The 25,395-nt window shown below is 61.5% G+C and carries 25 protein-coding genes; 14 read left to right on the forward strand and 11 right to left on the reverse strand.

The annotated features are described in order from the left end of the window. Positions 1-18: 18 nt before the first annotated feature. The 4 genes from M0D68_RS09245 to M0D68_RS09260 all read left to right on the forward strand — a co-directional run bounded on the left by M0D68_RS09245 (position 19) and on the right by M0D68_RS09260 (position 5,494). A complete protein-coding gene (locus M0D68_RS09245; protein WP_200618497.1) occupies positions 19-1,110 on the forward strand; it encodes a putative 2-aminoethylphosphonate ABC transporter ATP-binding protein in 1,092 nt (363 codons plus the stop codon). Then, positions 1,107-2,834 carry a putative 2-aminoethylphosphonate ABC transporter permease subunit gene (locus M0D68_RS09250; RefSeq protein WP_200618496.1) on the forward strand — a complete coding sequence of 576 codons (1,728 nt, stop codon included), beginning with the start codon at positions 1,107-1,109 and terminating at the stop codon, positions 2,832-2,834. Before M0D68_RS09245 ends, M0D68_RS09250 begins: the two co-directional genes overlap by 4 nt. A 34-nt stretch (positions 2,835-2,868) precedes the next feature. Beyond that, positions 2,869-3,999, forward strand: a complete 1,131-nt coding sequence (locus tag M0D68_RS09255) for a 2-aminoethylphosphonate--pyruvate transaminase (RefSeq protein ID WP_256457561.1) — start codon at positions 2,869-2,871, stop codon at positions 3,997-3,999. A gap of 106 nt (positions 4,000-4,105) precedes the next feature. Next, a complete protein-coding gene (locus M0D68_RS09260) occupies positions 4,106-5,494 on the forward strand; it encodes an FAD-dependent oxidoreductase (protein ID WP_200618494.1) in 1,389 nt (462 codons plus the stop codon). Between the two features lie 60 nt (positions 5,495-5,554). On the opposite strand, the gene M0D68_RS09265 is transcribed toward M0D68_RS09260, so the two are convergent. Next, positions 5,555-6,277, reverse strand: coding sequence for a phosphonate utilization associated transcriptional regulator (locus M0D68_RS09265; RefSeq protein ID WP_093641411.1), 723 nt, complete (start codon positions 6,275-6,277; stop codon positions 5,555-5,557). A 104-nt stretch (positions 6,278-6,381) separates the two neighbouring features. Between M0D68_RS09265 and M0D68_RS09270 the strand changes: the two genes are divergently transcribed. Next, positions 6,382-6,783, forward strand: coding sequence for a DUF302 domain-containing protein (locus tag M0D68_RS09270; protein ID WP_093641408.1), 402 nt, complete (start codon positions 6,382-6,384; stop codon positions 6,781-6,783). A 22-nt stretch (positions 6,784-6,805) separates the two neighbouring features. Here M0D68_RS09270 and M0D68_RS09275 read toward each other — a convergent pair whose 3' ends face one another. From M0D68_RS09275 to M0D68_RS09290, 4 genes are all read right to left on the reverse strand, one after another. Further along, positions 6,806-7,099 (reverse strand): DUF1330 domain-containing protein, encoded by a 294-nt coding sequence (locus M0D68_RS09275; RefSeq protein ID WP_054039434.1) that lies wholly within the window; start codon positions 7,097-7,099, stop codon positions 6,806-6,808. Positions 7,100-7,285: 186 nt separating this feature from the next. Further along, entirely contained in the window at positions 7,286-8,596 is a 1,311-nt protein-coding gene (locus tag M0D68_RS09280; RefSeq protein ID WP_093641405.1) for an MFS transporter, read from the reverse strand. Between the two features lie 122 nt (positions 8,597-8,718). Next, positions 8,719-9,621 (reverse strand): CoA ester lyase, encoded by a 903-nt coding sequence (locus tag M0D68_RS09285; RefSeq protein ID WP_266224214.1) that lies wholly within the window; start codon positions 9,619-9,621, stop codon positions 8,719-8,721. After that, a complete protein-coding gene (locus M0D68_RS09290) occupies positions 9,618-10,850 on the reverse strand; it encodes a Zn-dependent hydrolase (RefSeq protein WP_200618492.1) in 1,233 nt (410 codons plus the stop codon). Before M0D68_RS09290 ends, M0D68_RS09285 begins: the two co-directional genes overlap by 4 nt. A 141-nt stretch (positions 10,851-10,991) precedes the next feature. Here M0D68_RS09290 and M0D68_RS09295 point away from each other — a divergent pair, with 141 nt between their 5' ends. Next, entirely contained in the window at positions 10,992-11,957 is a 966-nt protein-coding gene (locus tag M0D68_RS09295) for a LysR family transcriptional regulator (RefSeq protein WP_244179470.1), read from the forward strand. Here M0D68_RS09295 and M0D68_RS09300 read toward each other — a convergent pair. From M0D68_RS09300 to M0D68_RS09315, 4 genes are all read right to left on the reverse strand, one after another. Next, positions 11,954-12,880 (reverse strand): glyoxylate/hydroxypyruvate reductase A, encoded by a 927-nt coding sequence (locus M0D68_RS09300; protein ID WP_200618491.1) that lies wholly within the window; start codon positions 12,878-12,880, stop codon positions 11,954-11,956. The two genes, M0D68_RS09295 and M0D68_RS09300, sit on opposite strands and share 4 nt — an antisense overlap. A 22-nt stretch (positions 12,881-12,902) precedes the next feature. Beyond that, positions 12,903-13,679 carry a class II aldolase/adducin family protein gene (locus tag M0D68_RS09305; protein WP_200618530.1) on the reverse strand — a complete coding sequence of 259 codons (777 nt, stop codon included), beginning with the start codon at positions 13,677-13,679 and terminating at the stop codon, positions 12,903-12,905. Positions 13,680-13,816: 137 nt separating this feature from the next. After that, a complete protein-coding gene (locus tag M0D68_RS09310; RefSeq protein WP_200618490.1) occupies positions 13,817-14,470 on the reverse strand; it encodes an RraA family protein in 654 nt (217 codons plus the stop codon). A gap of 9 nt (positions 14,471-14,479) precedes the next feature. Beyond that, positions 14,480-15,838: an MFS transporter gene (locus M0D68_RS09315; protein WP_200618489.1), complete on the reverse strand. Its 1,359-nt coding sequence runs from the start codon at positions 15,836-15,838 to the stop codon at positions 14,480-14,482. Between the two features lie 298 nt (positions 15,839-16,136). Between M0D68_RS09315 and M0D68_RS09320 the strand changes: the two genes are divergently transcribed. The 8 genes from M0D68_RS09320 (at position 16,137) to M0D68_RS09355 (ending at position 24,153) form a co-directional block, all read left to right on the forward strand. Next, on the forward strand, positions 16,137-16,478 hold the full coding sequence (locus M0D68_RS09320) for a PadR family transcriptional regulator (RefSeq protein WP_054039365.1): 342 nt from the start codon (positions 16,137-16,139) through the stop codon (positions 16,476-16,478). Beyond that, positions 16,475-17,635: a DUF1700 domain-containing protein gene (locus tag M0D68_RS09325; protein ID WP_200618488.1), complete on the forward strand. Its 1,161-nt coding sequence runs from the start codon at positions 16,475-16,477 to the stop codon at positions 17,633-17,635. Before M0D68_RS09320 ends, M0D68_RS09325 begins: the two co-directional genes overlap by 4 nt. A 56-nt stretch (positions 17,636-17,691) precedes the next feature. Beyond that, entirely contained in the window at positions 17,692-18,489 is a 798-nt protein-coding gene (locus M0D68_RS09330) for a BPSS1780 family membrane protein (protein ID WP_200618487.1), read from the forward strand. Positions 18,490-18,612: 123 nt separating this feature from the next. Further along, positions 18,613-19,608 carry an ABC transporter substrate-binding protein gene (locus M0D68_RS09335; protein ID WP_200618486.1) on the forward strand — a complete coding sequence of 332 codons (996 nt, stop codon included), beginning with the start codon at positions 18,613-18,615 and terminating at the stop codon, positions 19,606-19,608. Between the two features lie 231 nt (positions 19,609-19,839). Further along, a complete protein-coding gene (locus M0D68_RS09340; RefSeq protein WP_200618485.1) occupies positions 19,840-20,559 on the forward strand; it encodes a FadR/GntR family transcriptional regulator in 720 nt (239 codons plus the stop codon). A 90-nt stretch (positions 20,560-20,649) separates the two neighbouring features. Further along, positions 20,650-21,417 (forward strand): SDR family oxidoreductase, encoded by a 768-nt coding sequence (locus M0D68_RS09345; RefSeq protein ID WP_093641377.1) that lies wholly within the window; start codon positions 20,650-20,652, stop codon positions 21,415-21,417. An 80-nt stretch (positions 21,418-21,497) separates the two neighbouring features. Beyond that, on the forward strand, positions 21,498-22,790 hold the full coding sequence (locus M0D68_RS09350; RefSeq protein ID WP_200618484.1) for an MFS transporter: 1,293 nt from the start codon (positions 21,498-21,500) through the stop codon (positions 22,788-22,790). 115 nt (positions 22,791-22,905) lie between these two features. Beyond that, on the forward strand, positions 22,906-24,153 hold the full coding sequence (locus M0D68_RS09355; protein WP_200618483.1) for an enolase C-terminal domain-like protein: 1,248 nt from the start codon (positions 22,906-22,908) through the stop codon (positions 24,151-24,153). Between the two features lie 10 nt (positions 24,154-24,163). Here the strand turns inward: M0D68_RS09355 and M0D68_RS09360 are convergent, their stop codons facing one another. Beyond that, positions 24,164-24,736: a chromate transporter gene (locus M0D68_RS09360; protein ID WP_200618482.1), complete on the reverse strand. Its 573-nt coding sequence runs from the start codon at positions 24,734-24,736 to the stop codon at positions 24,164-24,166. A 2-nt stretch (positions 24,737-24,738) separates the two neighbouring features. Then, complete coding sequence (locus M0D68_RS09365) at positions 24,739-25,305, reverse strand: chromate transporter (RefSeq protein ID WP_200618481.1); 567 nt, start codon at positions 25,303-25,305, stop codon at positions 24,739-24,741. Positions 25,306-25,395 lie beyond the last annotated feature (90 nt).

The following is a 25,395-nucleotide window of genomic DNA, read 5'->3' on the forward strand; positions in this document are numbered from 1 at the left end:
GCGGAAGCGGAGGAGCAGATGACAACGTATTTGAGCGTAGAGCGGGTCTACAAGCGGTTCAACGACACGCCGGTTCTGGAGGACATCAATCTTGGCGTGAAGAAGGGAGAAATGCTCTGCTTCCTCGGCCCGTCGGGATGCGGCAAGACTACTTTGCTGCGCATCATTGCCGGGCTCGAAACACAGAGCGCCGGCCAGATCACGCAGGACGGCCGCGATGTTTCGCGGCTGCCGCCTCAGCTTCGCGATTACGGCATCGTGTTCCAGTCGTACGCGCTGTTTCCGAATCTGACCATCTTCGACAACGTGGCCTATGGTCTCGTGAATCGCAAGATGAAGCGCGCGGCGATCGCCGATCGTGTGAACGAACTACTCGCCCTGGTCGGCTTGCCGGATGCGCAGAAGAAGCATCCGAACCAGTTATCCGGTGGGCAGCAGCAGCGTATCGCGCTGGCGCGTGCGCTCGCAACGTCGCCGGGTTTGCTGTTGCTCGATGAGCCGCTGTCTGCGCTGGATGCGCGTGTTCGTGTGCGGCTGCGCCAGGAAATCCGCCAGTTGCAGCAGCGCCTCGGCGTGACCACGATCATGGTGACGCATGACCAGGAAGAAGCGCTATCCATGGCCGACCGCATCGTGGTGATGAATCAGGGTGTGATCGAGCAGATCGGCACGCCGCACGAAATCTATCGCGAGCCGGCCTCGCCGTTCGTTGCGGATTTCATCGGCAAGGTCAATCTGATTCCGGCCGAGGTGGCACGCGACGGCAGTCTCAAGGCGGGCTCCATCGCGCTGCGCTACGGGTGCGGATCGGAGCGCGCGGTGCTTGGTTCGAAAGTGTCGGCGTTCGTGCGGCCGGAAGACATTCACCTCAGTGCGCCGGGCAACGAGGCGGACAACCTGTTGCCCGCCTCAGTCGAAAAGCTGGAATTCCTCGGTGCGTTTTGCCGGGTCAGCTTCAAGGTGGATGGGCTCGGCGAGCAGGAGATCGTCGCCGATCTGTCGTTTCATGAAATGCATCGCACCCGCCTGCAGCCGGGATCGCGCTTCAATCTGGCTATCAACCGCGAACATGTGTGCGTCTTTTCCGCCGCGAAGGAGCGACTCCAATGAGCGCCGTTCTGATCGAGCGCCGCAGCGGCGAGGAAGGTCATGCCGAGGTGCGCCAGAAGAGCCATTGGCATGACCGGGTCGCGCAGTTGGCGCTTGTGTTGATGTCCGCGTTTCTCGGTGTGTTTCTGCTGTTGCCGCTGGCCTTGGTGATCGGCAAATGTTTCGTCGATGCGGATGGCCATTTCGTCGGACTCGCCAATTTCACCGGCTATCTGGTGAATTCCGGCGTGTGGACGTCGACACTGCATTCGGTCACGGTGGCTTGCCTCGTGACGGCGATCGTGATTCCGATGGCCTTTACGTTTGCGTATGCACTGACCCGCTCGTGCATGCCGATGAAGAACGCCGTTCGCACGGTCGCGCTGCTTCCGCTGCTCGCGCCGACGTTGCTGTCCGCTGTGTCGTTCATCTACTGGTTCGGCAACTCGGGCATCCTGAAGCCCTTGCTTCACGGGCATTCGATCTACGGGCTGCCGGGCATCGTATGCAGTCTGGTGTACGCCGCGTTTCCGCATGTGCTGATGATTCTCGTGACGGCGCTGTCGCTATCCGACGGACGTTTATACGAGGCCGCCGAAGCGATGGGCACACGCCGCGCGCGCAAATTCTTCACGATCACGCTGCCGGGTGCGAAGTATGGTCTGATCAGCGCGACAATGGTGTCGTTCACGATCTGCATCAACGACTTCGGCGTGCCGGTCGTGATCGGCGGCCCTTATTCGGTGCTCTCCACCGACATCTATAAGCTCATCATCGGCTTGCAGGATTTCAACCGGAGTGCGGTGGTCAGTCTGCTGCTGCTTTGTCCGGCGCTGGTTGCGTTCGCCGTCGACTTCTTCATTCGCCGCAAGCAGCAATCGCAACTCGGCGCGCGTTCGACGCCTTACCAGCCGAAGCCCGCACGCGGCTTCGACATCGCGATGCTCGGGTACTGCGGCTTCGTCTGCCTGCTGCTGTTGGCGGTGGTCGGCATTTCGGTGTTCGCTTCGTTCGTGAAGTTTTGGCCGTATCAGATGAGCCTTGGCTTGCAGCACTACAAGATGGGCCTGATCGGCGCGGGGATTTTCGATGCGTACAAGAACAGCTTGAAAATGGCCGCGTGCGTGGCGATCGGCGGCACCGTCATCGTGTTCGGCGGCGCGTATCTGGTGGAGAAGACACGTGGACCGCGCTGGCTACGCGGTTTTATCAATCTGTGCGCGATCCTGCCGATGGGCGTGCCGGGTCTCGTGCTCGGCATCAGCTACATCTTTCTGTTCAACTCGCCCGCTAACCCTTTGAACGGACTTTACGGCACGCTCGCACTGCTCGCGATCGTCACGGTGGTGCATTACTACTCGTCGAGCCACTTGACTGCAGTCACCGCGCTTCGTCAGATCGACAACGAGTTCGAAGCGGTCTCGGCTTCGCTGAAAGTGCCTTTCTACAAGACGTTTTTGCGCGTCACCGTGCCTGTATGCCTGCCGTCGATCCTGCAGATCGCGCGTTATCTGTTCGTCAACGGCATGACGACGGTGTCGGCGGTTGCGTTTCTCTATTCACCCGACACGCAACCGGCCTCCGTCGCCATTCTCAATCTCGACGACGCCGGCCAGATTGGACCGGCCGCGGCGATGGCCACGCTGGTCCTCGTGACGGCGGCGTTCGCCTGCGTGCTGTTTGCCTGCGTATCGCATGGCGTATTGCGTAGAACCCAGGCATGGCGCACCACGCGCCGTGGCTGAAACAAGTCTTCATCAAGATCGATAAGGAGCTACTGTGAACCTGCCTTCCCAGCCCATTCTGCTCACTCCCGGTCCGCTCACGACCTCAGACCGCACGCGTCAGGCGATGCTGCGCGACTGGGGATCGTGGGACGGCGATTTCAATCAGATCACCGCTCGTGTCCGCCAGCAGACGCTGCGCATCGTGCATGGCGAAGACACCCATGAATGCGTGCCCTTGCAAGGCAGCGGCACGTTCTCGGTCGAGGCGGCAATTGGCACGCTGGTGCCGCGCGATGGACATGTGCTGATACCGAACAACGGCGCGTATTGCCAGCGCATCGCGAAGATTTGCCGGGCACTCGGCCGTCGTCACCAGACGCTCGACTATCCCGAAGACACGCAGGTCAAAGCGGCTGACGTCGATCGTGCGCTAGCGGCTGATCCGAGCATCACGCACGTCGCGCTCGTGCATTGCGAAACCGGTGCCGGGGTGCTCAACCCGCTACATGAGATTGCCATGGTTGTCGCAAAGCACGGACGCAGTCTGATCATCGACGCGATGAGCTCATTCGGCGCCATCGACATCGACGCGCGCCAAACACCGTTCGACGCAGTCGTGGCCGCCTCCGGCAAATGTCTGGAAGGTGTGCCAGGCATGGGCTTCGTGATTATCCGCCGCAGCACGCTGGAGCAATGCGAGGGCAACAGCCCCTCGCTCGCTATGGATCTGTACGATCAATGGGTCTACATGAGCCGCACCACGCAGTGGCGTTTCACGCCGCCCACTCACGTCGTCGCAGCTCTGGATCAGGCGATCGCGCAGTACGTGGAAGAGGGCGGTCTCGAAGCGCGCGGCGCACGCTATGCGAGCAATTGCCGGGCGTTGATCGAAGGCATGGCCGCACTCGGTTTTCGAACCTTTCTCGACCCGTCGATTCAGGCGCCGATCATCGTCACGTTTCACGCGCCTGATGATCCCAACTACGACTTCAAGACGTTCTATACCGAAGTGAAAAAGCGCGGCTATATCCTGTATCCGGGCAAGCTGACCCAGGTAGAAACATTCCGTGTCGGCTGTATCGGGCACTTTGGCGATAGTGGCATCCCCGGCGCGGTCGCCGCGATCGCCGATACGCTGAAGGCCATGGCAATCAGGCAGGTGTCGGCGAAAGCGTTAGCCTGAGTTGGCCTGAGCATGTCCACGCGCAAAGGCTTCTTTCCGTTGGCGCGGGGAGAAGTCTTTCCTTTCGCCGCGTGGCGTTAAACCGTTGTATCAATGTGAGCAATTCATGCGTCCGTTCTGGATTGAACAAGCACTCTTCGCCGATGGTTCACTGGCGCCCGCACTGCAAGGTGCGACGACGGCCGATGTCTGCATCGTGGGTGGTGGTTTCACCGGTTTGTGGACCGCCATCCAGGCGAAGCAGAAGAAACCTGATCTCGACATCGTGATCATCGAGAGCGATCTGTGCGGAGCGGGCGCGAGCGGCCGCAATGGTGGCTGCCTGCTGACATGGTCGACGAAGTTCTTCACGCTGCGGCGTCTGTTTGGCGAGGCCGAAGCGATCCGGTTGGTGAAAGCGTCCGAAGCGGCCGTGGGACGGATTCGCGATTTCTGTGTCGAGCACGCGATCGATGCCGAGCTTCGGCACGACGGCACGCTCTACACGGCGACATCACGTGCGCAAATCGGCCTGCTCGATCCGGTGATCGCAGCACTGAGTGAACACGGCATCAATTCGTATCAACATCTCGCACCGGGCGAAGTGGCGAGCCGCTCCGGTTCGGCGCGTAATCTCGGCGGCGTGTATTCGCCGGTCGCGGCAACGGTGCATCCGGGCAAGCTTGTGCGCGGATTGCGGCGTGTCGCGATTGAAATGGGCATTCGTATTTATGAACGTACGCCGATGCTCGACTTCACGTCAGGCGATCGCGTAACCGTGCGCACGCCGGCTGGCAGCGTCACGGCGCCCAAACTGGTGCTCGCGATCAATGCGTGGATGGCGAGCCGCTTCAAGCAGTTCGAACGCACGCTTGCTGTCGTTTCCAGCGACATGATCGTCACCGAGAAATGTCCGGAGTTGCTGCAACAAATCGGCTTGAAAGACGGCGTGTCGGTGCTCGACTCGCGCATCTTCGTTTACTACTATCGCAGCACGGCGGACGGCCGGTTGATGCTCGGCAAGGGCGGCAATACTTTTGCATGGCGCGGCCGGATCGCGCCCGTGTTCGATCAGCGCTCCCCGTATGAAGCGGATCTGACGCGCAGCCTGCACGATTTCTTCCCCGCGTTGCGCGATGTGCCGGTCACTGCGAGCTGGAACGGTCCGTCGGATCGCTCGGTCACGGGCTTTCCGTTTTTCGGCAGACTCGACGACGCGCCGAACGTGCTCTATGGCTTTGGTTATTCAGGCAACGGCGTTGGACCGACCTATATGGGTGGGCAGATTCTGTCATCGCTGTTGCTCGATCTCGACAACGAATGGACGCGCAGTCCGTTGACGAAGGGACCGTTGGGCTATTTCCCGCCCGAGCCGATCCGGTACGTGGGTTCGATTACTGTGCGCGACGCGATTCGGCGCAAGGAGCGCGCGGAAGACGAAGACCGGCAGCCCTGGCTGGTCGATCGCTTGCTTAGCAAGCTCGCCAATGCCGCGGGGAAGTCGGATAAAGCCTAGTGTAATGACGGCCCCGCAGCGCCGAGCGCGGGGCCGCGTACTCAGCGGTCCGGCCCTGCTTCAGGCGTTGCCTGTATTGCCGCTATTACCAGCAGACGCGGCCCAGTGCTCGTGGGCACGCCGCATTCTCGCGAGGCCATGCGCGACGTGTTCGCGCACGAGCGCGACGGCGCTTTCCGTATCGCCCTTGGCGAGCGCGTTGACGATTTTCTCGTGTTCCGTCACCGACGTCGCCAGCGCGCTCTTTTCCGATTCGATCGCAGCCTGACGCAGCAAACCAAGCTGGCGAACGAGATGCCGATAGGTTTCGATCAGGTGCTGGTTGCCGACGCCCGTTACCATCGCATCGTGCAACTGGACGTTCAATGCCGTGTAGCGCGTGAGGTCGTGATCCTTCTTCGCCGCTTTCATCGACGTAATGATGCCTTTGAGCGTGGCGAGCGTTTCAGGCGTCATTCGATTGGCCAACGAGCGGGCGACCGATTCGTCCAGCATGGCGCGAACTTCATAGATTTCTTCGGCCTCGCGTAACGACAGCGCGCGCACCGTGACGCCGCGGTTTTTCTCCGTTTTCAGCAAACCTGCCTGTTCCAATGCGCGGAACGCCTCGCGCAGTGGCCCGCGAGACACATTTAATCGCGTGGAGACTTCGACTTCGTTCAATTTCTCTCCCGGGGCGAATTCCCCCGAGACGATGCTGCGTTCGAGCATTTCCTGCACTAGCGTCGCAAGGGAATGCCGCTGCAGCAGTTCGATGGCGCTAGACGTGGTTGACGTGGTCATGATCGGCGATTAGAACAAAGGATGGGATAACAGACCGTGGGCTTCTTTGACCATAGCCTGCCAGCTTGTCTATTGTCAACAATCGTCAACACGCGGAGAAATCCATGTCCAGTCTCGCAGCCGACAACGGCATCGTCACCGTACCCACGCAGCGCACGGTCGACCAGGCCGCCGACGCGCTTGCCTCACTGATCGAAGCGAAAAACATCATCCTGTTCGCGCGCATCGATTTCGCGGCGGATGCACAGCGCGCGGGGCTTGCGATGCCGCCGTCACAGTTGCTTGTGTTCGGTAATCCGCGGGCGGGGACGCCGCTGATGCAGGCCGTGCCGAGCGTGGCGCTCGATCTGCCTCTCAAGGTGCTGGTGTGGCAGGACGGCGATGGCAGGGTGTGGCTCTCGTATAACGCAACGAGCTATCTGCAGGCGCGGCATGGTGCGCCTGCAGAGTTGATGAAAGCTATCGACGGCATCGGCGCGCTCGTGCAGGCCGCCGCGGCCGGCTGAGCGCACGCATCGTTTCGCGTCGTTACTCGGCGCCGCGAACGATACGCAGATCGCGTTCGACACCGTCGCCCAGTGCTTCAAGCGCTTTCTTGTAGGCGTCGCTCTCATAGGCGGCAACGGCCTGCTCGTAGGTCGGAAACTCGATCACGACGGTCCGCTCTTTCAAACCTTGCTCGTGTGCTTCTTCGGCGACGCCGCGCACGATAAATTTGCCGCCGGCGGCTGCTACCGCGGGCGCTGCCAGTTGTGCATACGCGGCCAGTTTCGACGGGTCTTTCGTCGCGCGGTATGCGGTCACCCAATATCCCTTGCTCATGTGAATCTCCTGGTTTTGCGGCGTGAAAGTAGTGGTCGCGTTGCAAAGCAACGACGCGGGAATTATGTCACTTCGAGCATTCCCGCGTGCGCTTCACGAGCGCGCACGTGTTCGGCCGGTTTGCGTCCATCCGCGCCGCCGCAATTACCAATCGACATAGTTTCCCCCGATCACCCCCGGCCAGCCTTAATTAGCAAGCACCGCCGCAGATCCCTCCGCGCGTATCCCCTTGCGATAACGTCCGAGCCCCACGATTCCAACCAGCGACACCGCCGAAAGCACGCTGAAGAAAATCGCCAGCGGCAGCCACTCGCCCTTGTAGTTCTGCGCGAGCATCGTACCGATCAGAGGCGTCGTCCCACCGGCGATCGTCGCGCACAGTTGATAGGCGATCGAAATGCCGGAGTACCGAACTTGCGTGGGAAATGCCGGCGTCATGAAACCGGCGATGACCGCATAGACAGCGGACAGCACCACCACCGCGAGCGAGATACCCGTCACGATCGCGACCGGATTTTGTGTCTGGACGAGCAGAAACATCGGGTAAGGCGTGAGCATGGATAGCAGGGCAGCACAGGTCAGAAAGCGGGTCTCTCCGAACCGTTGAGCCAACAGCGCCGAAACCGGCTGGGACGCCAACTGGATGAGGGTGACCACAAACAGGCAATCGAGAATGAACGATTTCGACATGCCGAGATATCCGGTGACATACGAAATCATGAACGTATTGGTGAAGAAGAACCCGGCGGAGCCGATTGTCGTGGCCATCGCCGCCATGACGATCGGATACCACGCGGTGCGCAGCACTTCCTTGACTGGCGATTTCAGCACCTCGCGATTCTTGCGAAGCTGCTCGAACTCGGGCGACTCCTTAACACCGAGACGGATAGCCATGCCGATCAACAGCAGCACGAAGCTGGCCAGAAACGGCAGGCGCCAACCCCAGGCAACGAAGCTTGCGTGATCGAGCGAGGTGACGAGCCGGAACGATACGAGTGAAAGAATTAGTCCGGCCGGGCTGCCCATCTGCGGAAAGGACGCGAAGAACGTCTTGCGGCCGGTTGGCGCGTGCTCGCTCGCCATCAGTACCGCGCCGCCCCATTCGCCGCCCACGGCGATACCCTGGAGAATCCGTAACAGCACGAGTGAGATCGGCGCCCAGATGCCGATGCTGGCATAGCCGGGCAGCAGGCCGATGCCGGTGGTGGCGATCCCCATCAGGAACATGGTCAGCAGCAGCATCTTCTTGCGGCCGAGCTTGTCGCCGAGATGCCCGAACACCGCGCCGCTCAATGGGCGTGCAATGAAGCCCACAAAGAACGTGCCGAACGAAGCCATCGTGCTAAGGAAATGATTGCTGCTCGGGAAGAACACCTCGCCGAGCACGAGCGCGGCGGCCGTCGCATAGGTGTAGTAGTCGTAAAACTCGACAGCTGTGCCGATAAAAGCCGCGGTGGCGGCGCGCACGGGCTGATGAGTCTGTTCAGAAGGGGACATGGGGAATCCTGTTGTTGAACGCGCGGCGTTGGCTTGACCGCTGTCTTTATCGGTCGCCGAAATACGCCCGCCAAATTCGGATTTTTAATCTTCAGTATCAAAGCGGCTAATGCTTGGCCCGCTTATGCGTTGCCGCTTTCCTCAACGGCGCGGAGCAGCGCGTCACGCGCGATCAACCGTTGCGCGTTGTTGCGCTCCGGATAGTCGATCCATACTGATCCAGCAGAGGGTGGGTTCGCCTGCTGTGCTGCGTGTGCGTCGACGAGCGCGCGCGCTGCCTGCACGTCTTCCGCCGACGGCGTCAGCGCGCGGTGAATCGCGGGCACGTGTTCGGGAAACACGACGCTCTTCGATGCGAATCCGAGTTGCGTGGAGAGGTCCAGGTCCTGCCCAAGCACCTGCGCCGACCGGTACGTACAAGGAAGATCGATCGGCACGCAGCCGGTGGCAATACACTCGATCAGAAAGCGGCTGCGTGCGTAAAGCAGTTCGTGACCGCCAGGCGTGCGGCGCGCGCCGAGATTCGCCGCCAGGTCTTCGACCGCCAGCATGCAGCACTTCATCCGTGCACCCACCTGAAGTAGCGCTCCCAGATTGACCAGACCCTTTGCGGATTCGATAACTGGAACCACCTCCGTCGAGCCCGCCGGAATGCCCAGCTTGCGCTCGATGACGGCCAGCGCATCGTCGAGCGCGGCCAGTTGAGCCGCGCTCTCCGCGTGTGGCAGAAAAATCGCCCGTGGGGTGCCGGACATGACGCCTTCGAGATCGGCATGGCCGTCATGCTCCAGTTTGTTGATCCGTACCGAGCCGACCGTGCCGGCGCGAGCCGCCTCGCGCAATAGCGTGACGATGCGCTCGCGTGCCTGCGGCCGGTCTTGCGGCGAAGTCATCTCTTCGAGATCGGCGACGATTGCATCTGCACCGCTTTGCAGCGCGACCGCGTGGGCTTCGGCATGGTTGCCGGGTACAAAGAGCCATGTGCGCCGGATGCCGGGTGGACGAGGCGTTTGATGCGCGTTCATACGGCCTGCCCAGCGCGGGCCAGCATCGCGTGAAGCAGCACATCCGTGCCACGCGTGACGTCTGCCGGCAAAGCGTCTTCGGCTTCGTTATGGCTCAGGCCATCGACGCAGGGGATGAAAATCATCGCGGTCGGACAGTGTTTCGCGAGATGGATCGCGTCATGTCCGGCACCGCTGACGATACGTTGATGCGGATAGTCCAGCGTCTCTACTGCGCTGCCGACAGCAGCAATGCAGTTCGGGTCAAACGGAGTGGATGGACTGACCCAATGCTGCCCCACCTCGACAGTCAGGCGACGTCTTCTGGCGATGGCATCGAAGCGCTCACGCAGCGCGGCTTCCATTTTTTCGATCATCGCATCGTCGGGGTGGCGCAGATCCACCGTGAACGACAGGTCCGCCGCGATCGTATTGCGCGACGCATTGCGTATGTGCAGTTCGCCGATGGTGGCGAGACCCTGTGGAAAGAAATCTGCCGCGATGCTCTCCAGTTCCGCGGCCATTTCAGCGCTCGCGAATAGCGCATCGCGGCGGTACTGCATCGGCGTCGTGCCTGCGTGCGCGGCCTGCCCACGCACGCGCACATCGAGCCAGCGAATCGCCTGGCCGCCCGTGACGACGCCGATCGGCACGCCGCTTTCCTCGAGCACCGGGCCCTGTTCGATATGCGCTTCGAAGTAGGCGTCGAAGACGATGCCGGGCACGGCGCGCGTGCCGGCATAGCCGGTTGCTTGCAATGCCTGCTCGACCGATGTCCCTGCAGCGTCGCACGTGTTCAACGCCTGGGCGAGCGGCATGACGCCTGTGAAGGCTGCTGAACCGAGCATGGCCGGCGTGAAGCGCGCGCCTTCCTCGTTGGTCCACACGACGATTTCGATGGGTTTGTCGGTTTGAATGTTCGCATCGTTCAGCGTGCGGACGACTTCGAGCGCGGCGAGCACGCCATAGACCCCGTCGAAGCGGCCGCCCTCGGGCTGGGTGTCGAGGTGGCTCCCGCTTGCTACGGGCGCGGCGTCGTTCCGTTTGCCGGCGCGTCGCGCAAAAAGATTGCCGACCTGATCGACGGATAACGTCAGCCCCGCCTCGACGCACCACTGCGAGAAAAGCGCCCGGCCTGCCGCGTCCTGTTCGGTCAATGCGAGGCGCCGTACACCGCCGCCTGCCGTGGCGCCCACAGCGGCCATGTTCATCAGGCTCGTCCAGAGCCGCTCACCATTGATCTTTAGCATCACACACTCCTGAAGTCGCGGCGTACTGACCGCGTCGGGTTCGTCGTGATGCCTTTATCCGTAATCAAAAATGATAAGTCTAATTTCTAATTCTAATCCTAAGTATAATTTTGGCGGATGATGAAACCAGTGAGGCTCATCGTGAGCAAAGACCGCCCGGACACTTATCTGAACGACCGCCTTGACTGGAACCTGCTGCGTACTTTTCTCGCCATTGCGAAAGAAGGCAGCGTGAGTCGCGCGGCGACGAAACTGCACCTGACGCAGCCCGCCGTGAGCCAGGCGCTGCGCCGGTTGGAGGAGCAGTTGGGGCTGCGCCTCGTGGATCGCCACGGTCCGCGTATCGAGGTCACGCAGGCCGGTATCGAAGTGAAGCAGATTGCCGAAGACGTGTATGGCACGATCTCGCGGCTGTCGCTGGCCGAGGTGGATCGCGAACACGATATCTCCGGCATGGTGCGCGTGAGTACCGTCAGCGGAATCGATTTTCCGGCCTACGACACGTTTCTCGCGGAGTTCCATCGCACGTATCCGCGTATCGAGCTCGAAAGCCAGGAAATGCGCAGCGCCGATGTGGTGAACAGCCTCCAGCAAAAGTCCGCAACGCTCGGACTGACGCCGCGGCGCGCGTTACCCAAACGAGTCGACAGCCGCGTGTTTCTGCGTCAACGGTATGCACTTTTCTGCGGGCGCCATCATCCGCTCTTTGGGCGCGACGATCTTCGGGTCGCCGATCTCGCCGGCGAGAAGTTCGTCTCCTTCACGGGCGACAAAGTGGGCGACCACCTGTCGCCGCTCACATTCTTTCGTGACGAGATGGGCTTCACGGGGCGCGTGGTCGGCTCATCGTCGAGCATGACCGAGGTGAGGCGTTTCATTTTCGCGGGCTTCGGCATCGGCTGCCTGCCGGAACACGTCGTGCGCGACGACATCGCTCAAGGCCGCCTTCAGCGGCTGCCGCCGGATGAAGGCGTGGCTGACCTCGATATCTATATGCTGTGGTCACAGGACCGCAAGCTGAGCGCCGCTGAGGCTGCGTTTATCGATGCGCTGAATGTGTTCATCGACGGTCAGGCGGAAGGTGCCGGCCTCGAGCCTCACGCCTAGTAGCCGCGAGTCACGTCAACCACGTTGTGCAGCGGTTCGCCGCGGATCAGCCTGCGTGCGTTGTGCGCCACCTGCGTGGCGATCGTGTCCGAGCTTGCCACCGACGCCATATGCGGCGTCACGATCAGATTGGGTGCGCGCCATAAATGATCTTCGGGGGGTAACGGCTCCGTCGGAAACACGTCGACGATTGCACCGCCAATCTGCCCACTCGTCAGTGCCGCGATCAGGTCCGCAGGCACCAGATGTTCACCACGACCGACGTGAATCAGCTTTGCGCCAGGCCGCAAGTGTTCGAACGTGTTCGCGTTGAGAATCCAGCGGGTTTCGTGCGTGAGCGGCAAAAGACACACGAGGATGTCTGTCCCCTGGAGAAATGGCTTGAATTCCTGCGGACCGGCGAAGGTCGTTACGCCCGGCAGTTCTCGGGACTTGCGTGCCCAACCGCGTACCGCAAAGCCGAAGCGCCGCAAATCCGTCGCGACGCGGCTGCCGATTTCTCCCAGTCCCATGATGCCGACGGCGCATTCGGAAGCATCGCGCTGATCGTCGCGGAACCAGCGGTTAAGACGCTGATTGGCCAGCACACGGTCGAGTTGACGATGAAAGTGCAGCACCCCCCACGTGACGAATTCGCTCATTCCGCGTGCGTGTTGCGGATCGACGACCCGGCACAGCGGCACGGCGGGCAGGGCAGGATCGGACAGAATGTTGTCCACACCCGCAGCGATGCTATGCACGAGCCGCAGTTTCGGCAGCGCTGCCAATGCGCCGGCCGGCGGGTTCCAGCACACGGCGATGTCAGCATCGCCGCTGGACCGCTCGCCGTGCATCACGACATCGAATTCAGGGGCGGCGCGCAGAATCGGCTGCACCAGGTGTGACATGTCGAAGTCACGGCTCATCAGAACTAATTTGGTCATTGCATCGAATCGTAGAACGGGCCTAGTTGCGGTAGTCGGATTTCGGGTCGTCGATCAACCGTAACGCCGCGCGCCACGCCAACTCGGAAATTCCCGCGGAGTCGTCGCGAGCGAACTGGCTCGCGGTCAACTCGCACACTTCGCGCGGCGGGATGCGCAGCGCGCTGCCACCGGCCAGCGCCTGGATTTGCGCCTGACAGGCCCGCTCGAGGAAATAGATTTCGTGGAACGCTTCGGCTGCCGTGGAGCCGGCCGCAAGCAAGCCATGATTGCGCAGGATCATCGCCTTGCAGGAACCGAGGTCGCGCACCAGACGCTCGCGCTCGCCGAGTTCGAGCGCGATGCCCTCGTAATCGTGGTAAGCGAGCTTGCCGTAGAACTTCAACGCATGCTGACTGATCGGCAGCAGTCCCTGCTCCTGTGCCGATACGGCTGTTCCGGCGGCGGTGTGCGTATGGATCACGAAATGCAGATCGTCGCGTGCCGCGTGGATGGCCGAATGAATCGTGAACCCCGCGGCGTTCACACGAAACAACGCAGGGTCGCTGTGCGCCCGCTCATCGATGACATTGCCGAGATGATCGATCTTCACGAGGTCCGACGCGCGCATTTCGTGAAACAGCACGCCATAGCGGTTGATCAGAAAGGCCGGCGGCTCGCCCGGCGAGCTGGGCAGGCGCGCCGTGATGTGCGTGTCGATCATGTCGGTCATGCGGAAGTGAGCGGTCAGCCGGTAGAGCGCCGCCAGTTCCTCCCGTACCTGCCGTTCGGTACCGATCGGCGCCGGTTTGTCGCTCATGTGATCGGATGTGGGCGTGGATTGCATTTCAAAAGACTCCCAGGTTCTCACGTGCTGTAGTGCGCGTAGTGTTCGTCAGCGCGTCAGTGTCCGTCAACTTCATTGTTCTAATGCAGATTATTAGCCGCGTGAATACTTTACGGCATGACGCACTGCAGAACCTCGTGAAGCGGCGCTTTGGCGTTGAGGCGAGCCAGTAGCGCGGGCTCCGCTCGGTCGGAAGCCTGCGCCAGCTCGATTACGGCGGCGAGGACCGGTGCTTCAGCGAACAGTACACCGTTGTCGTCGGCCAGCACGATGTCGCCTGGGCGCACCACGACCCCGCCGCATATCACCGGCTCGTTAAACAGGCTCGACATCGTGTCGCGCTTTTTGGTCGTGAGCAACGACGTTCCGCGCGCGAACACCGGCAGCCCCGTGCAGCGTAATTCGAGGAGATCGGTCACTACGCCATCGACGATAACACCCCTCGCGCCGGCGTTGAGCGCGGCGCATGCCGTGACCGCTCCGACCGGCGCATGCGTATGGTTGCCGCTCATGTCGATCACTAGCACGTCACCGGGTTTGAGTTGCGAGAGGGCGCGGTTCACGGGAATGGCGTCGGGCGACAGCAGCTTGAGCGTTACCGCGCGCCCGATCACCTTCACGTTGGGGACCATCGCGCGAAGACGATGGTCCGCGAAGCCGTCTTCCATGAAGTGCCCTAGCGTCGGGAAGCTGACGGATTCGAGGCTGCGCAGTAAGGATGAGTCTGGTGTGGCTTGCATCAGAGCGGCATTTTCCGTTTTCATTTCAGGCCTTCACGAAAGGCTCGCGGTGGCGGCATTGGTACGCGCCGCAGACGAGATGTCGCGGCGAAGCGTTTCCGCGAGCAGCACGAGCGCGAGTACCGAAACAGCAGCCGAGCCCATCATGTACCACGCCACCGACGAACCGCGGCCTGTCGCGGACAACAGCGCGGTGGTGACAATGGGCGTGGCCGCACTGCCGAGCAGTCCGGACAACATATAGCTCACCGATAGACCGGAGTAGCGAACCTCGGTGCCGAACAACTCCGCGAGGAAGGTGGCGATGGGTCCATAGTTTGCGGCGAAGGCGGTCATCATCAGCAGATAGCCGAGCAGCGCGAACGGAAACTCGCGCGTATCCAGCAGCCAGAAAAGCGGAAAAGCGAGCAGGGCCTCGGCGACGATGCCGCCGATGATCACCGGCTTGCGGCCCACGACGTCGGATAGCTTGCCGAAGGCCGGCAACAACACGATGCAAAGCGCGCAGGCAATCAGCGCGATGGAAAGCATCGCGTTACGTGAGAAGCCCAGCGTCTGCGTTCCATAGGTCAACCCGAAAGCGACGATCAGGTTGAACGAGGTGCCCGTCGACATCGTCGCGATGCCGCCGAGCAGAACCTGCTTCCAGTATCGGGTGAGGACTTCGGCGATCGGCAGCTTGACCTGCGCGTCAGCTTCCTTGATCTTGCGGAACGACGGGGTTTCCGATGTGTTCAGACGGATATAAAGCCCGACCCCCACGAGCAATGCGCTCGCAAGGAACGGAATGCGCCAACCCCAGGAGAGCAGTGCGTCGTTTGACAGCGTGGCGTTGCAGACCAGAAACGCCAGATTGGCGATCAGGGTGCCGGCCGGCACGCCGATCTGCACCCACGAGCCATACAGTCCACGCTTGCCGGCCGGTGCGTGTTCCACCGCCATCAGCACGGCGCCGCCCCATTCGCCGCCGAGCGCGAGTCCCTGAATGACACGCAAGGTGAGCAGCAGAATGGGCGCCCAGATGCCAATCGACGCGTAGTTCGGCAGCAGCCCAATCGAGAACGTCGCGATGCCCATGATGATGAGCGAGACCAGCAGCATCGCCTTGCGCCCGAGGCGGTCGCCGAAATGGCCGAACAGGGCGGCCCCGACAATACGCGCGAGGTAGGCGGAGGCGAACGTGCCGAACGCCAGCAAGGTGCCGACCAACGGGACAAAGCCGGGAAAGAACACCTTGTTGAAGACGAGTGCCGAGGCGGTGGCGAAAACGAACAGGTCATACCATTCGACGGTCGTGCCGATCACACTCGCCACCGCGATCTTTTTCATGCTGGCCGGGGTGCCATCTCCTGGCAGTGGCGCTGGCGTGTCCGCAGGGCGATAGGACGTCATGGGTTTCTCCTTGAGGCATGGCGGTTTCAGTGGATGAACGCAGCCATTGCGCGCATGGCCTGGTGCCTTTATCGGAAGCCAAAAACAATAAGTAAAAGTCTCATTTCTAATCCTTTGTATTAATGGAGCGAATGATCGGACGGCCGCTCCGGTGAGCGAAGACGTCCTGTGCATAAAACAGTACCTTGCATTAAACAATACTGGGTGCTAGAGTTCGTTCGTCATCTCGCGGATCGGTGTGTTCTGCACCAGTGCATAGCAAGGTACCGTGCTATGCACACTAATGTAATGGAATTGAATGAAAACGCAGCTCAAGAAGGGAACGCTCGATATGTGCGTGTTAGCTGTCCTCGCCGGCGGCGACAGCTATGCGTACGAGCTCGTCTCGACGCTCTCCGAAACCATGGAGATCAGCGAGGGCACGATTTACCCGCTGATGCGCCGGCTGCAGGCCGAGGCGTGGGTGTCGACGTATTTCGTGGAATCCAGTTCGGGGCCGCCGCGCAAGTACTACTCGCTGACGGCGGCGGGCCGCAACAGTCTGGCGGAAATGCAAAGCGAATGGCGCAGTTTTGTCGATGAAGTCAACGGTGTGCTGGCCTTGTCCCGTACGCCCTCAGGAACAGGGGAAAAGCAATGACGCAGGACGCATTCATCCAGCAATTGCGCCACGAACTGCGGAGTTTGCCGAAGCAGGTGGTCGACGAAATCGTCGCCGACTATCGCGAGTACTTCGGTGACGCACTCGCAGCGGGCCGCAGTGAGGCGGAAGTGGTTGCAGCGCTCGGCGACCCGGTCAAGCTCGCACGCGAACTGAAGGCGCAGGCGAATTTCCGTCAGTGGGAAACGCGGCGCTCGTTCGGCAACCTGATGCGGGTGGTCGTTTCGATCGCGGGGCTTGGTCTGTTGCAATTGTTCCTGCTGATTCCGTTCATGTTCTATCTGCTGATGCTGACGATCGGCTACGCGGTTTCAGGCGCGCTGACGATTGCCGGGCTCGTGACGGTGGTTGCGCTCGGGAGTCATCACCTGTTCGGGTGGCCAGCGTTCCATTCGGTGCCGTTCACTTTCGAAAGCAGCGACGTGAAAACGGGTCAGCAGGCGAGCGCCAACGGAAACGACGACGATGATGACGACGACGCGGATGACGCCCCCAAACAGGGCGACCCGCGCCTCGCAACCGCCAATATGAAGGTGTTCCGGGTGGACGGCGACCGTTTCGTGTTGCGGCCGGATGCAGCCACGCGGATTTCGGTTGTGACGCTGGCAGGTCCGATCGACATCAAGAACGACGACGGCAAACTCAAGATCAATTCGGTTGGCGGCGCGCGCGATCTATTCAAAGTCGACCCCGACGGCGCATGGTCTATCGCAGCCACCGACATCGTAGCGCTCGATCTTAAGGATGGCGAAGGAGACAAGGTATCGGTCGCGCGCATCGGAACCGGTGCGAAGGCGTTGGCGTGGGACATCAGGAACCACGGCGACCACGTGTCCTTCGTGCAGGGCGCGGACGGCAGCGGCAAGCGTCTGGCGGTCAACAGCGGCTCGGATTCGGTCGTGATCGATCGCGACCACATTTCGATCAAGGACGGTTCGGACAACGTCGTGATCGTCGGGCCGCATGGCTCGGGCATCGGCGCAATGATTTACGGATTTGCGATGCTGGTTGCCGGCATCGTCGGTTTGTGGCTGTGTTTGTGGTTGACGCGCATCACATGGCGCGCTTTGGTCCGCTATGTTCAGCGGCAACTCGATCTGATTACTGCTCGACTCGACGAAGGGCAATCCGCCTGAAGTGCGGCGCAGGTTGACTGACGTCTCTATCCTCATTCGATGAAAAGGAAACGGTCATGAACATGCATTATTCAGGCGGTACGGCAGTCCCGGCACACCGGCAACCTGCTTCGGGGCTGCGCTATCCAGATGGTCGCGTGGTCAGCGTCGAGAATGTTGCCGGCTGGCTCGCAGAAGGGGTTCGTATCGCTCGCGCGAATCCGGTGTTGTGGCTCGTGGCGATTCTCGGCTGCGCCGATTTCGTCACGCTGTTTGAACTGGCGCCGCAGTTGCGCGTGCTGGCGGTGCTCGTCGGGCCGGTTCTCGCTGCTGGTTTGGTGCTGATGCAGGAGCGTGCGAGCAATGCGCGCCCTTGGTCGATCCGCGAGACGATCGAAGCCGTCAACGTGCATCGCAATGCGTTGATCATGATCGGGCAATGCGGCGCTGCCGTTGCCTATGCGGGGCACCTGATCGCGTTTGTGGCGTTTCATGTCTCGCTGAAGACAGCTGTTGCACCGAATGGCGTGCATGATCTGACGATCGTCTACGGTGCACATAACGGCACGGACAATGCGCTGGAGCCGGTGCTCAATATGCTGGCCTATGCGCTCGCGGCTTCGCTCGTATGGTTCGCGCCGGCGCTGGTTGTTTTGAACAACGTTGCGCCCCTGAACGCGATGGCGGCAAGCCTGCGTGCCGTGGCGCGTAACTGGCGCGTCGCTTTGGTGTTCGGCGTCGCCATCGCCGTCGACGTGTGGCTTGCCACCTTCGCGCCGCTTCTTTTGCGCGGCTTGCTGGTGACACCGCTGGTCAGCGCGCTGATCGTTCTGTCGATGTACGGCGCGTATCGCGGCATATTCGAGAAGTCGTAAGTGACGGGTTCGCGCTGGGGTGAAAAAGATAGCTGCTCGGTCAAGATAACGATATCGGAATTGAATCATTCTCACGAAGCGTCCTGATCGCTACGCTTGCAGAAATCTTGCAAGCGAGGGCATATGGCCGCTTCTGTTTCTACGTCTTTTTTCATGCGGCGGCGCACGCTGAAGCTGCTCGGCGCGGTGCCGGCGCTTGCCGCAACCGGCGCATTTCATTCACTCAACGTGCAGGCCGCCGATCTGGCATCGACCACGATCGTGCTCGGCGACCAGGCCGGCGGCACGCGAGCGCTCGCCGAAGCCGCCAAGGTACTCGACGGCACGCCGTACGCATTTCGCTGGGCCAACTTCCAGGGTGCCGCGCCACTGTTCGAGGCGCAACGCGCGGGCGCTGTCGATCTTGCCCCGGCGGGCGACTTGCCTGTGCTTGCCGCGGCTGTCGGCGATCCGACCTTGAAGATCGTCGCGACGCGTGTGGGTTCGGGCGCGCAACTCGGCATTCTGGTTGCGCCCAATTCACCGATTCGCACCGTGGCGGATCTGAAGGGGCGCACCGTGTTCGTGTCGTCGGCGCGCGGCAGCATTTCGCAATTCCAGTTGTACGGTGCGCTCGCCGAAGCCGGACTTTCGAAGGACGACGTCAAGGTCCGTTTCATCCTGCCCGTCGATGCGTTTGCTGCGTTCGCGTCCGGTTCGATCGACGTGTGGGCGACGTTCGATCCGTACTACGGCATCGCGGTTCAACGTGGCGCGCGTATTTTGCGCGACGGTTCTGGGATCAATAGTGGTCTCGGCTTCATCACTGCATCGGGCGCCGCACTTGCTGATACACGCAAACGTGCGGCTATCGCGGATGTTCTGCTCAGGCTGCAGCGCGCGGGTGATTGGGCGCTCGCGAACCCCGATGCCTATGCGCAGATCTACTCGACCTTGACGCGCTCGCCGCTCGACGCCGCGAAGCAGATCACGCAACGCGCGGCATTGAAACAGCACTTCGTGACCGACGCGGATATCGCCGCGCTTCAGAAAGTCGCCGACAGCGCGGATCGCGACGCTATCCTGCCGCGCCGCATCGACGTCCGCGCGATTGCCGAGACGCATATCGCGAAGGTTTGACGCGAACGGTGGCGCGCCTCGCGGCGCGCTGCTCCGCGCCCAGCGGCGCGCGTTCGCCCGGCGTCTTCCATCTCCGGCGGCGCCTGCCATCGCCGGCAACCCCTTCCACGCCGGCAATTCCCTGCACCCCGACACCCCCCTTCCAACCCGCACTCCGGGTGAACCCGAATTGCCACACGGCCTCGTCGCGCCTATCTTTCTACATCATACGTATGACATAGAGAGCAAATCGTGGCAACTTTGCACAGGCAGGTCCTGAATCAGATGGGCGAACAGATTTGTTCAGGCAAATTCATGCCCGGTGACATTCTTCCCGCCGAGCCGGTGCTTGCCGAGCAGATGCAGGTCAGCCGCATCACCATCCGCGAGACGATGAAGTCGCTCTCCGCCAAGGGCATGCTGCAGGTGCGCCGCCGCTACGGCACGGTCGTGCTGCCGCGTGCGCAATGGCAGTTGTTCGATCCGGACGTGATCATGTGGCGCGCGCGTGCAAGCGCCGTCGAGCCCGGCCTCATCGAAGACCTGATGGAACTGCGCCTGATCATCGAGCCGAACGCGGCCAGGCTCGCCGCGAAACGCGCGACTGACGAAGACCGCATCGCGGTCCGGCGCGCTTTCAAGGCAATGGAACGCGCGGTCGCCGGCCACGGCGAGTACGTTCCCGCCGACCTCGCGTTTCACGGCGCCATCCTCACCGCCTGCCACAACCAGTTCGTCCAGCAGATGCAGAACGCGCTGTCGGCGATCCTGCGCACCAGTTTCGAACTCAGCTCTGAAATCGCCGGCGGTCCGGCCCGTTCGCTGCCGATGCACGAGGCACTGTGCGTCGCGATCGAGAAGGGAGACCCCGTGGCGGCGGAAGAGGCCGTACTCACGCTCATCAGGCGCGCCGAGCAGGACTTCGAGGACCGCGCTGCGCTAGACCAGACCGCCAACGATCAACCCACGTAGCAATCGCCGCAACCCATTTCATCGCGACCCTCGTCGGGATCGCGAGGGGCGCACTCGCGCCTCGTTTCAGAACATCGAGAGGACACACGTATGACACAACTATTCGATCTGAGCGGCCGCACGGCACTCGTTACCGGCTCGGCGCGCGGCATCGGATTCGCGCTTGCCGAGGGACTGGCGGCCGCCGGTGCGAACGTCATCCTGAACGGCACGCGCGCCGACACGGTGGCCGAAGCGGTCGCCCGTCTGAGCGACAAGGGTTTCAATGCGCAAGGTCGCGCCTTCGATGTGACTGACGAAAGCGCCGTTGCCGAAGCATTCGCACAGTGGGACAAGGACGGCGTGCCAGTCGATATCGTTGTCAACAACGCCGGCATCCAGTTTCGCAAGCCGCTCGTCGAACTCGAACTGAGCGACTGGCAGCGCGTAATCGACACGAATCTGACGAGCGCCTTCATCGTCGCGAAGCAGGCTGCACGCCGCATGATCGCGCGCGGCACGGGCGGCAAGATCATCAACATCGGCTCGCTCACGAGCGAAGCCGGGCGCGCGACGGTCGGCGCCTATACGGCGGCGAAGGGCGGCATCAAGATGCTGACCCGCGCCATGAGCGCCGAGTGGGCGGCCTCGGACATTCAGGCGAACGCGATCGGCCCGGGTTACATCCTGACGGACATGAACAAGCCGCTGATCGAGAACGCCGCTTTCGACGCATGGGTCAAGAGCAGCAATCCCTCGCAACGCTGGGGCAAGCCGGAGGAACTCGTCGGTACGGCGGTATATCTGGCCTCACCGGCGTCGAGCTATGTGAACGGCCAGATCATCTACGTCGATGGTGGCTGGCTAGCCGTTCTTTAAATGCAGGTTCGCGCGGGTAGAGCAAAACAAACAGCCAATCGCGCCAGGTCGTTCATGCGCCGCACTGATCCGGAGACATCATGGAAAGCGTCAAACCCGTAGCAACTCAAAGATGGTGGTATCTGATGCCCATCATCTTCATCACGTATAGCCTCGCCTATCTCGACCGCGCGAACTACGGCTTCGCCGCCGCGGCCGGAATCGACAAGGATCTCGGCATCACGCACGGCACCTCGTCGCTGATCGGCTCGCTGTTCTTTCTCGGCTACTGCCTGTTTCAGGTACCCGGTGCGATTTACGCACAGCGCAACAGCGTCAAGAAACTGATTTTCTTCAGCCTGATTCTGTGGGGGCTGTGCGCGGCGGCGACCGGCATGGTCAGCAATATTCCGATGTTGATGGTGCTGCGCTTCACGCTCGGCGTCGTGGAGGCGGCCGTGATGCCGTCGATGCTGATGTACATCAGCCGGTGGTTCACGCGTAGCGAACGCTCGCGCGCCAATACTTTCCTGATTCTCGGCAATCCGGTGACGGTGCTGTGGATGTCGGTGGTGTCGGGCTATCTGGTTCGCAGTTTCGGCTGGCGCGAGATGTTTGTCCTCGAGGGCATGCCCGCCATCGCATGGGCGGTGGTCTGGTGGTTCACGGTGAAAGACCGTCCGGCCGACGCGCCCTGGATGAGCGACGCCGAAAAGACTGAACTCGATGCGCGCCTGAAGGCCGAGCAGGCCCATATCGCGCCGGTGCGCAACTACAAGGCGGCGTTCCGTTCGTCGATCGTACTGAAGTTTTGCTCGATTCATGCGCTGTGGAGCATCGGCGTATACGGCTTCATCATGTGGCTGCCTTCGATTCTCAAAGCCGCCTCGACGATCGACATCGTCTCGGTCGGCTGGCTCGCTGCGGTGCCCTATCTCGCCGCAATCATCCTGATGCTGCTCGCGTCGTGGCTCTCGGACAAGACGCGCAATCGCAAGCTGTTCGTCTGGCCGCTACTGCTCGTCGGGACCATTGCGTTCGTCGCTTCCTATCTGATCGGCGGCTCGCATTTCTGGATCTCGTTCGCGCTGCTGGTCGTTGCAGGTGCAGCGATGTACGCGCCGTACGGCCCGTTCTTCGCACTCGTGCCGGAACTGATTCCGAGCAACGTGCTGGGCGGCGCGATCGGTCTCATCAACGCATGCGGCGCGCTGGGGGCGTTCCTCGGTTCGTGGGTGGTGGGCTATCTGAACGGCGCGACCGGCAGCCCGGCGGCTTCGTACATTTTCATGGCGACCGGCCTGCTGCTTTCGGTGATCCTGATGATGACCGTGCCCGCGAATGCCGACGAGCACGCCAAGCGTGATGCTTCGTTGTCGCTGCATCGTACGTAACGCCCGGGGAATCTCTCGTGCAGGTCCGTGTTTCCCCACACCTCGGACGTCACGTTTTGGCGAAGAAGCGCGCAATTCGACTTCGTTTGATTGATTCGATTTTGGCAGACAGAACATGGCAACCCTGATTACCGATGTAAAGGTCATCCTGACCGCGCCGGAAGGCATCAACCTGATCGTCGTCAAGATCGAGACTAATCAGTCCGGTCTGGTCGGTCTCGGATGCGCGACATTCGCCTACCGGCACGTGGCGGTGAAGTGCCTCATCGAGGAATATCTGCGGCCGTTGCTGATCGGCCGTGACGCCGAGGCGATCGAGGAACTGTGGCAACTGATGCATCAGAACGCGTACTGGCGCAATGGTGCGATCGAGAACAACGCAATCTCCGGTGTGGATATGGCGCTGTGGGACATCAAGGGCAAGCTGGCGAACATGCCCCTCTATCAGCTGTTCGGCGGTAAGTGCCGCGAAGGCGTACCGATCTATCGCCATGCGGACGGTCGTGATTTGAACGAGTTGTGCGAGAACATCCAGAAGTATCGCGAGCAGGGCATCACGCATATTCGTTGCCAGAGCGGCGGCTATGGCGGAGGTAGCTTCGGCAAGGCGCCAGCGAGTGCACCCGAAGGCGCCGCGGATGGCGTGTATCTCGACAGCAGAAAGTACATGCGGGAGACGCTCAAGCTGTTCGACGGCATTCGCAGCAAGATCGGTTTCGACGTGGAGTTGTGCCATGACGTGCATGAACGTCTGAAGCCGGTGGAGGCGATCCGTTTTGCTTGCGAGCTGGAACAGTACGAACTGTTCTTTCTCGAAGACGCGATTGCGCTCGAGGAAGGCGAATGGATGCGTCAGCTACGCGCCAAAACGACTACGCCATTGGCACAAGGCGAGCTGTTCAACAACCCGTACGAATGGCGGTTTCTGATCACCGAGCGTCTGATCGACTTCATCCGTGTGCATCTCAGCCAGATCGGCGGCATCACGGCGGGACGCAAGCTGCAGATATTTGCCGAGCAGTTCGGAGTGAGGACCGCATGGCACGGTCCGGGCGATATGTCGCCGTTAGCGCATGCGGCGAACATCCATATCGATCTCTCCGCGCGCAATTTCGGCGTGCAGGAGTGGTCGGGAACCGAGCCGCCGAACTTCGTGATTCAGGACCTTAAGGGTCCTCGAGAGGCCTTGCTCGATGTCTTCCCGGGGCTACCGGAATTCAGGAACGGACACGTTTATGCCAATGACAAACCGGGCCTGGGCGTGGACATCGACGAAACCGAGGCCGCGAAATACCCGTGCGAAAACACCGTGACGACGTGGACGCAAACTCGGTTGAAGGACGGCACGCTGCAGACGCCGTGACGGAATTGCACTAGCTCGCCATGTGAACTTGAAGCAAGGACGGAAGGCTGGCGCCAAGCTCGGACATACCGAGCAGCATCACCGCGCCACAAAGCAACAGAAGCAGTGGATTGATTCGCGTGCTGAGCAGCGTCCCCACTGACATGAGGGCAATCGCTTGCGCCGGATGCCCGCCGTCGAGCGATTTCAACAGAACCCATCCCGCGGCGAGGATCATCCCGGAGGCGACGGGGCGCAGCCCACGTTCGAGCGCCAGTTGCCACGCCGCGCCCTTATAACGCGTCCAGATGTGGGTCACGCCATAGATCAGAATGCCGGTCGGCGCGAGCAATGCTAGCGTGGCCACCACAGCGCCCCAGAACCCGGCAATCTGCCAGCCAATCAAGGTGGCCAGCAGCGACCCGGGGCCAGGCGCCATGCGCGAAATGGCGAAATCCACACCAAACTGCGCATGCGTCAGCCATCCATGCACGTCGACAACCTGCCGTTGGATATCGGCGATGATGGCCTGGCCACCGCCTATCGTCACCAGTGACAGGGGCGCGAAAACGGCCGCAAGCTGTAGAAGAACGCGATTCGACATGGTCAGGCTTTGCGCAGTTTGATGTACTCGACCAGCACGCTCAGGCCTCCCGCGCCGATCACGACCCACACCAGCGGCAGGCGCAATATGCCGACCGCGACGAAGGTACCCGCGAGGAACAGCAGCGGCAGGAGCCTGCGTGGCACCCGGCGCGCGGTTGTCACGCCCATCGACAACGACAGGCCGGTGGCCGCGGCTGCCGCGCCCGCAAGCAGGATGTGAGCGATCGGGAACTGCAGTAGATGGCCGAGAACCGTGCCGAGAACAATGATGAAAATGGCGGGCGGGATGATGATGCCGGCAACCGCTAGCAGCGCGCCGCGCCAGCCGAGCAGACGGTGGCCGATCCAGATCGCCATGTTTTTGACGTTGATGCCCGGCAGCGCTTGCGAAATGGCCAGGCCATTCAAAAAGTCTTCTTCACTGATCCAGTCGCGATCCTGGACGAATTCACGCAGGAGCCAGCCGCTCAGGCCGCCGCCGAAGCTGGTGAGCCCAATACGGCTGAATATAAGGAAGAGCCCGGTGAGGGTGGGAGGTCGACTCGTGTTGGCAATTTGTTGGGACATCGAGTCTTCCAGTCAGATTGATGTATGACGGGTGAAATATTTGCTCCTGATGAGCGTGCCCGTTCATATGCGACTGGAAAATTATATCAA

Origin of the sequence: Paraburkholderia sp. SEWSISQ10-3 4 (assembly GCF_030464785.1) — a bacterium.
Lineage (GTDB): Bacteria > Pseudomonadota > Gammaproteobacteria > Burkholderiales > Burkholderiaceae > Paraburkholderia > Paraburkholderia aspalathi.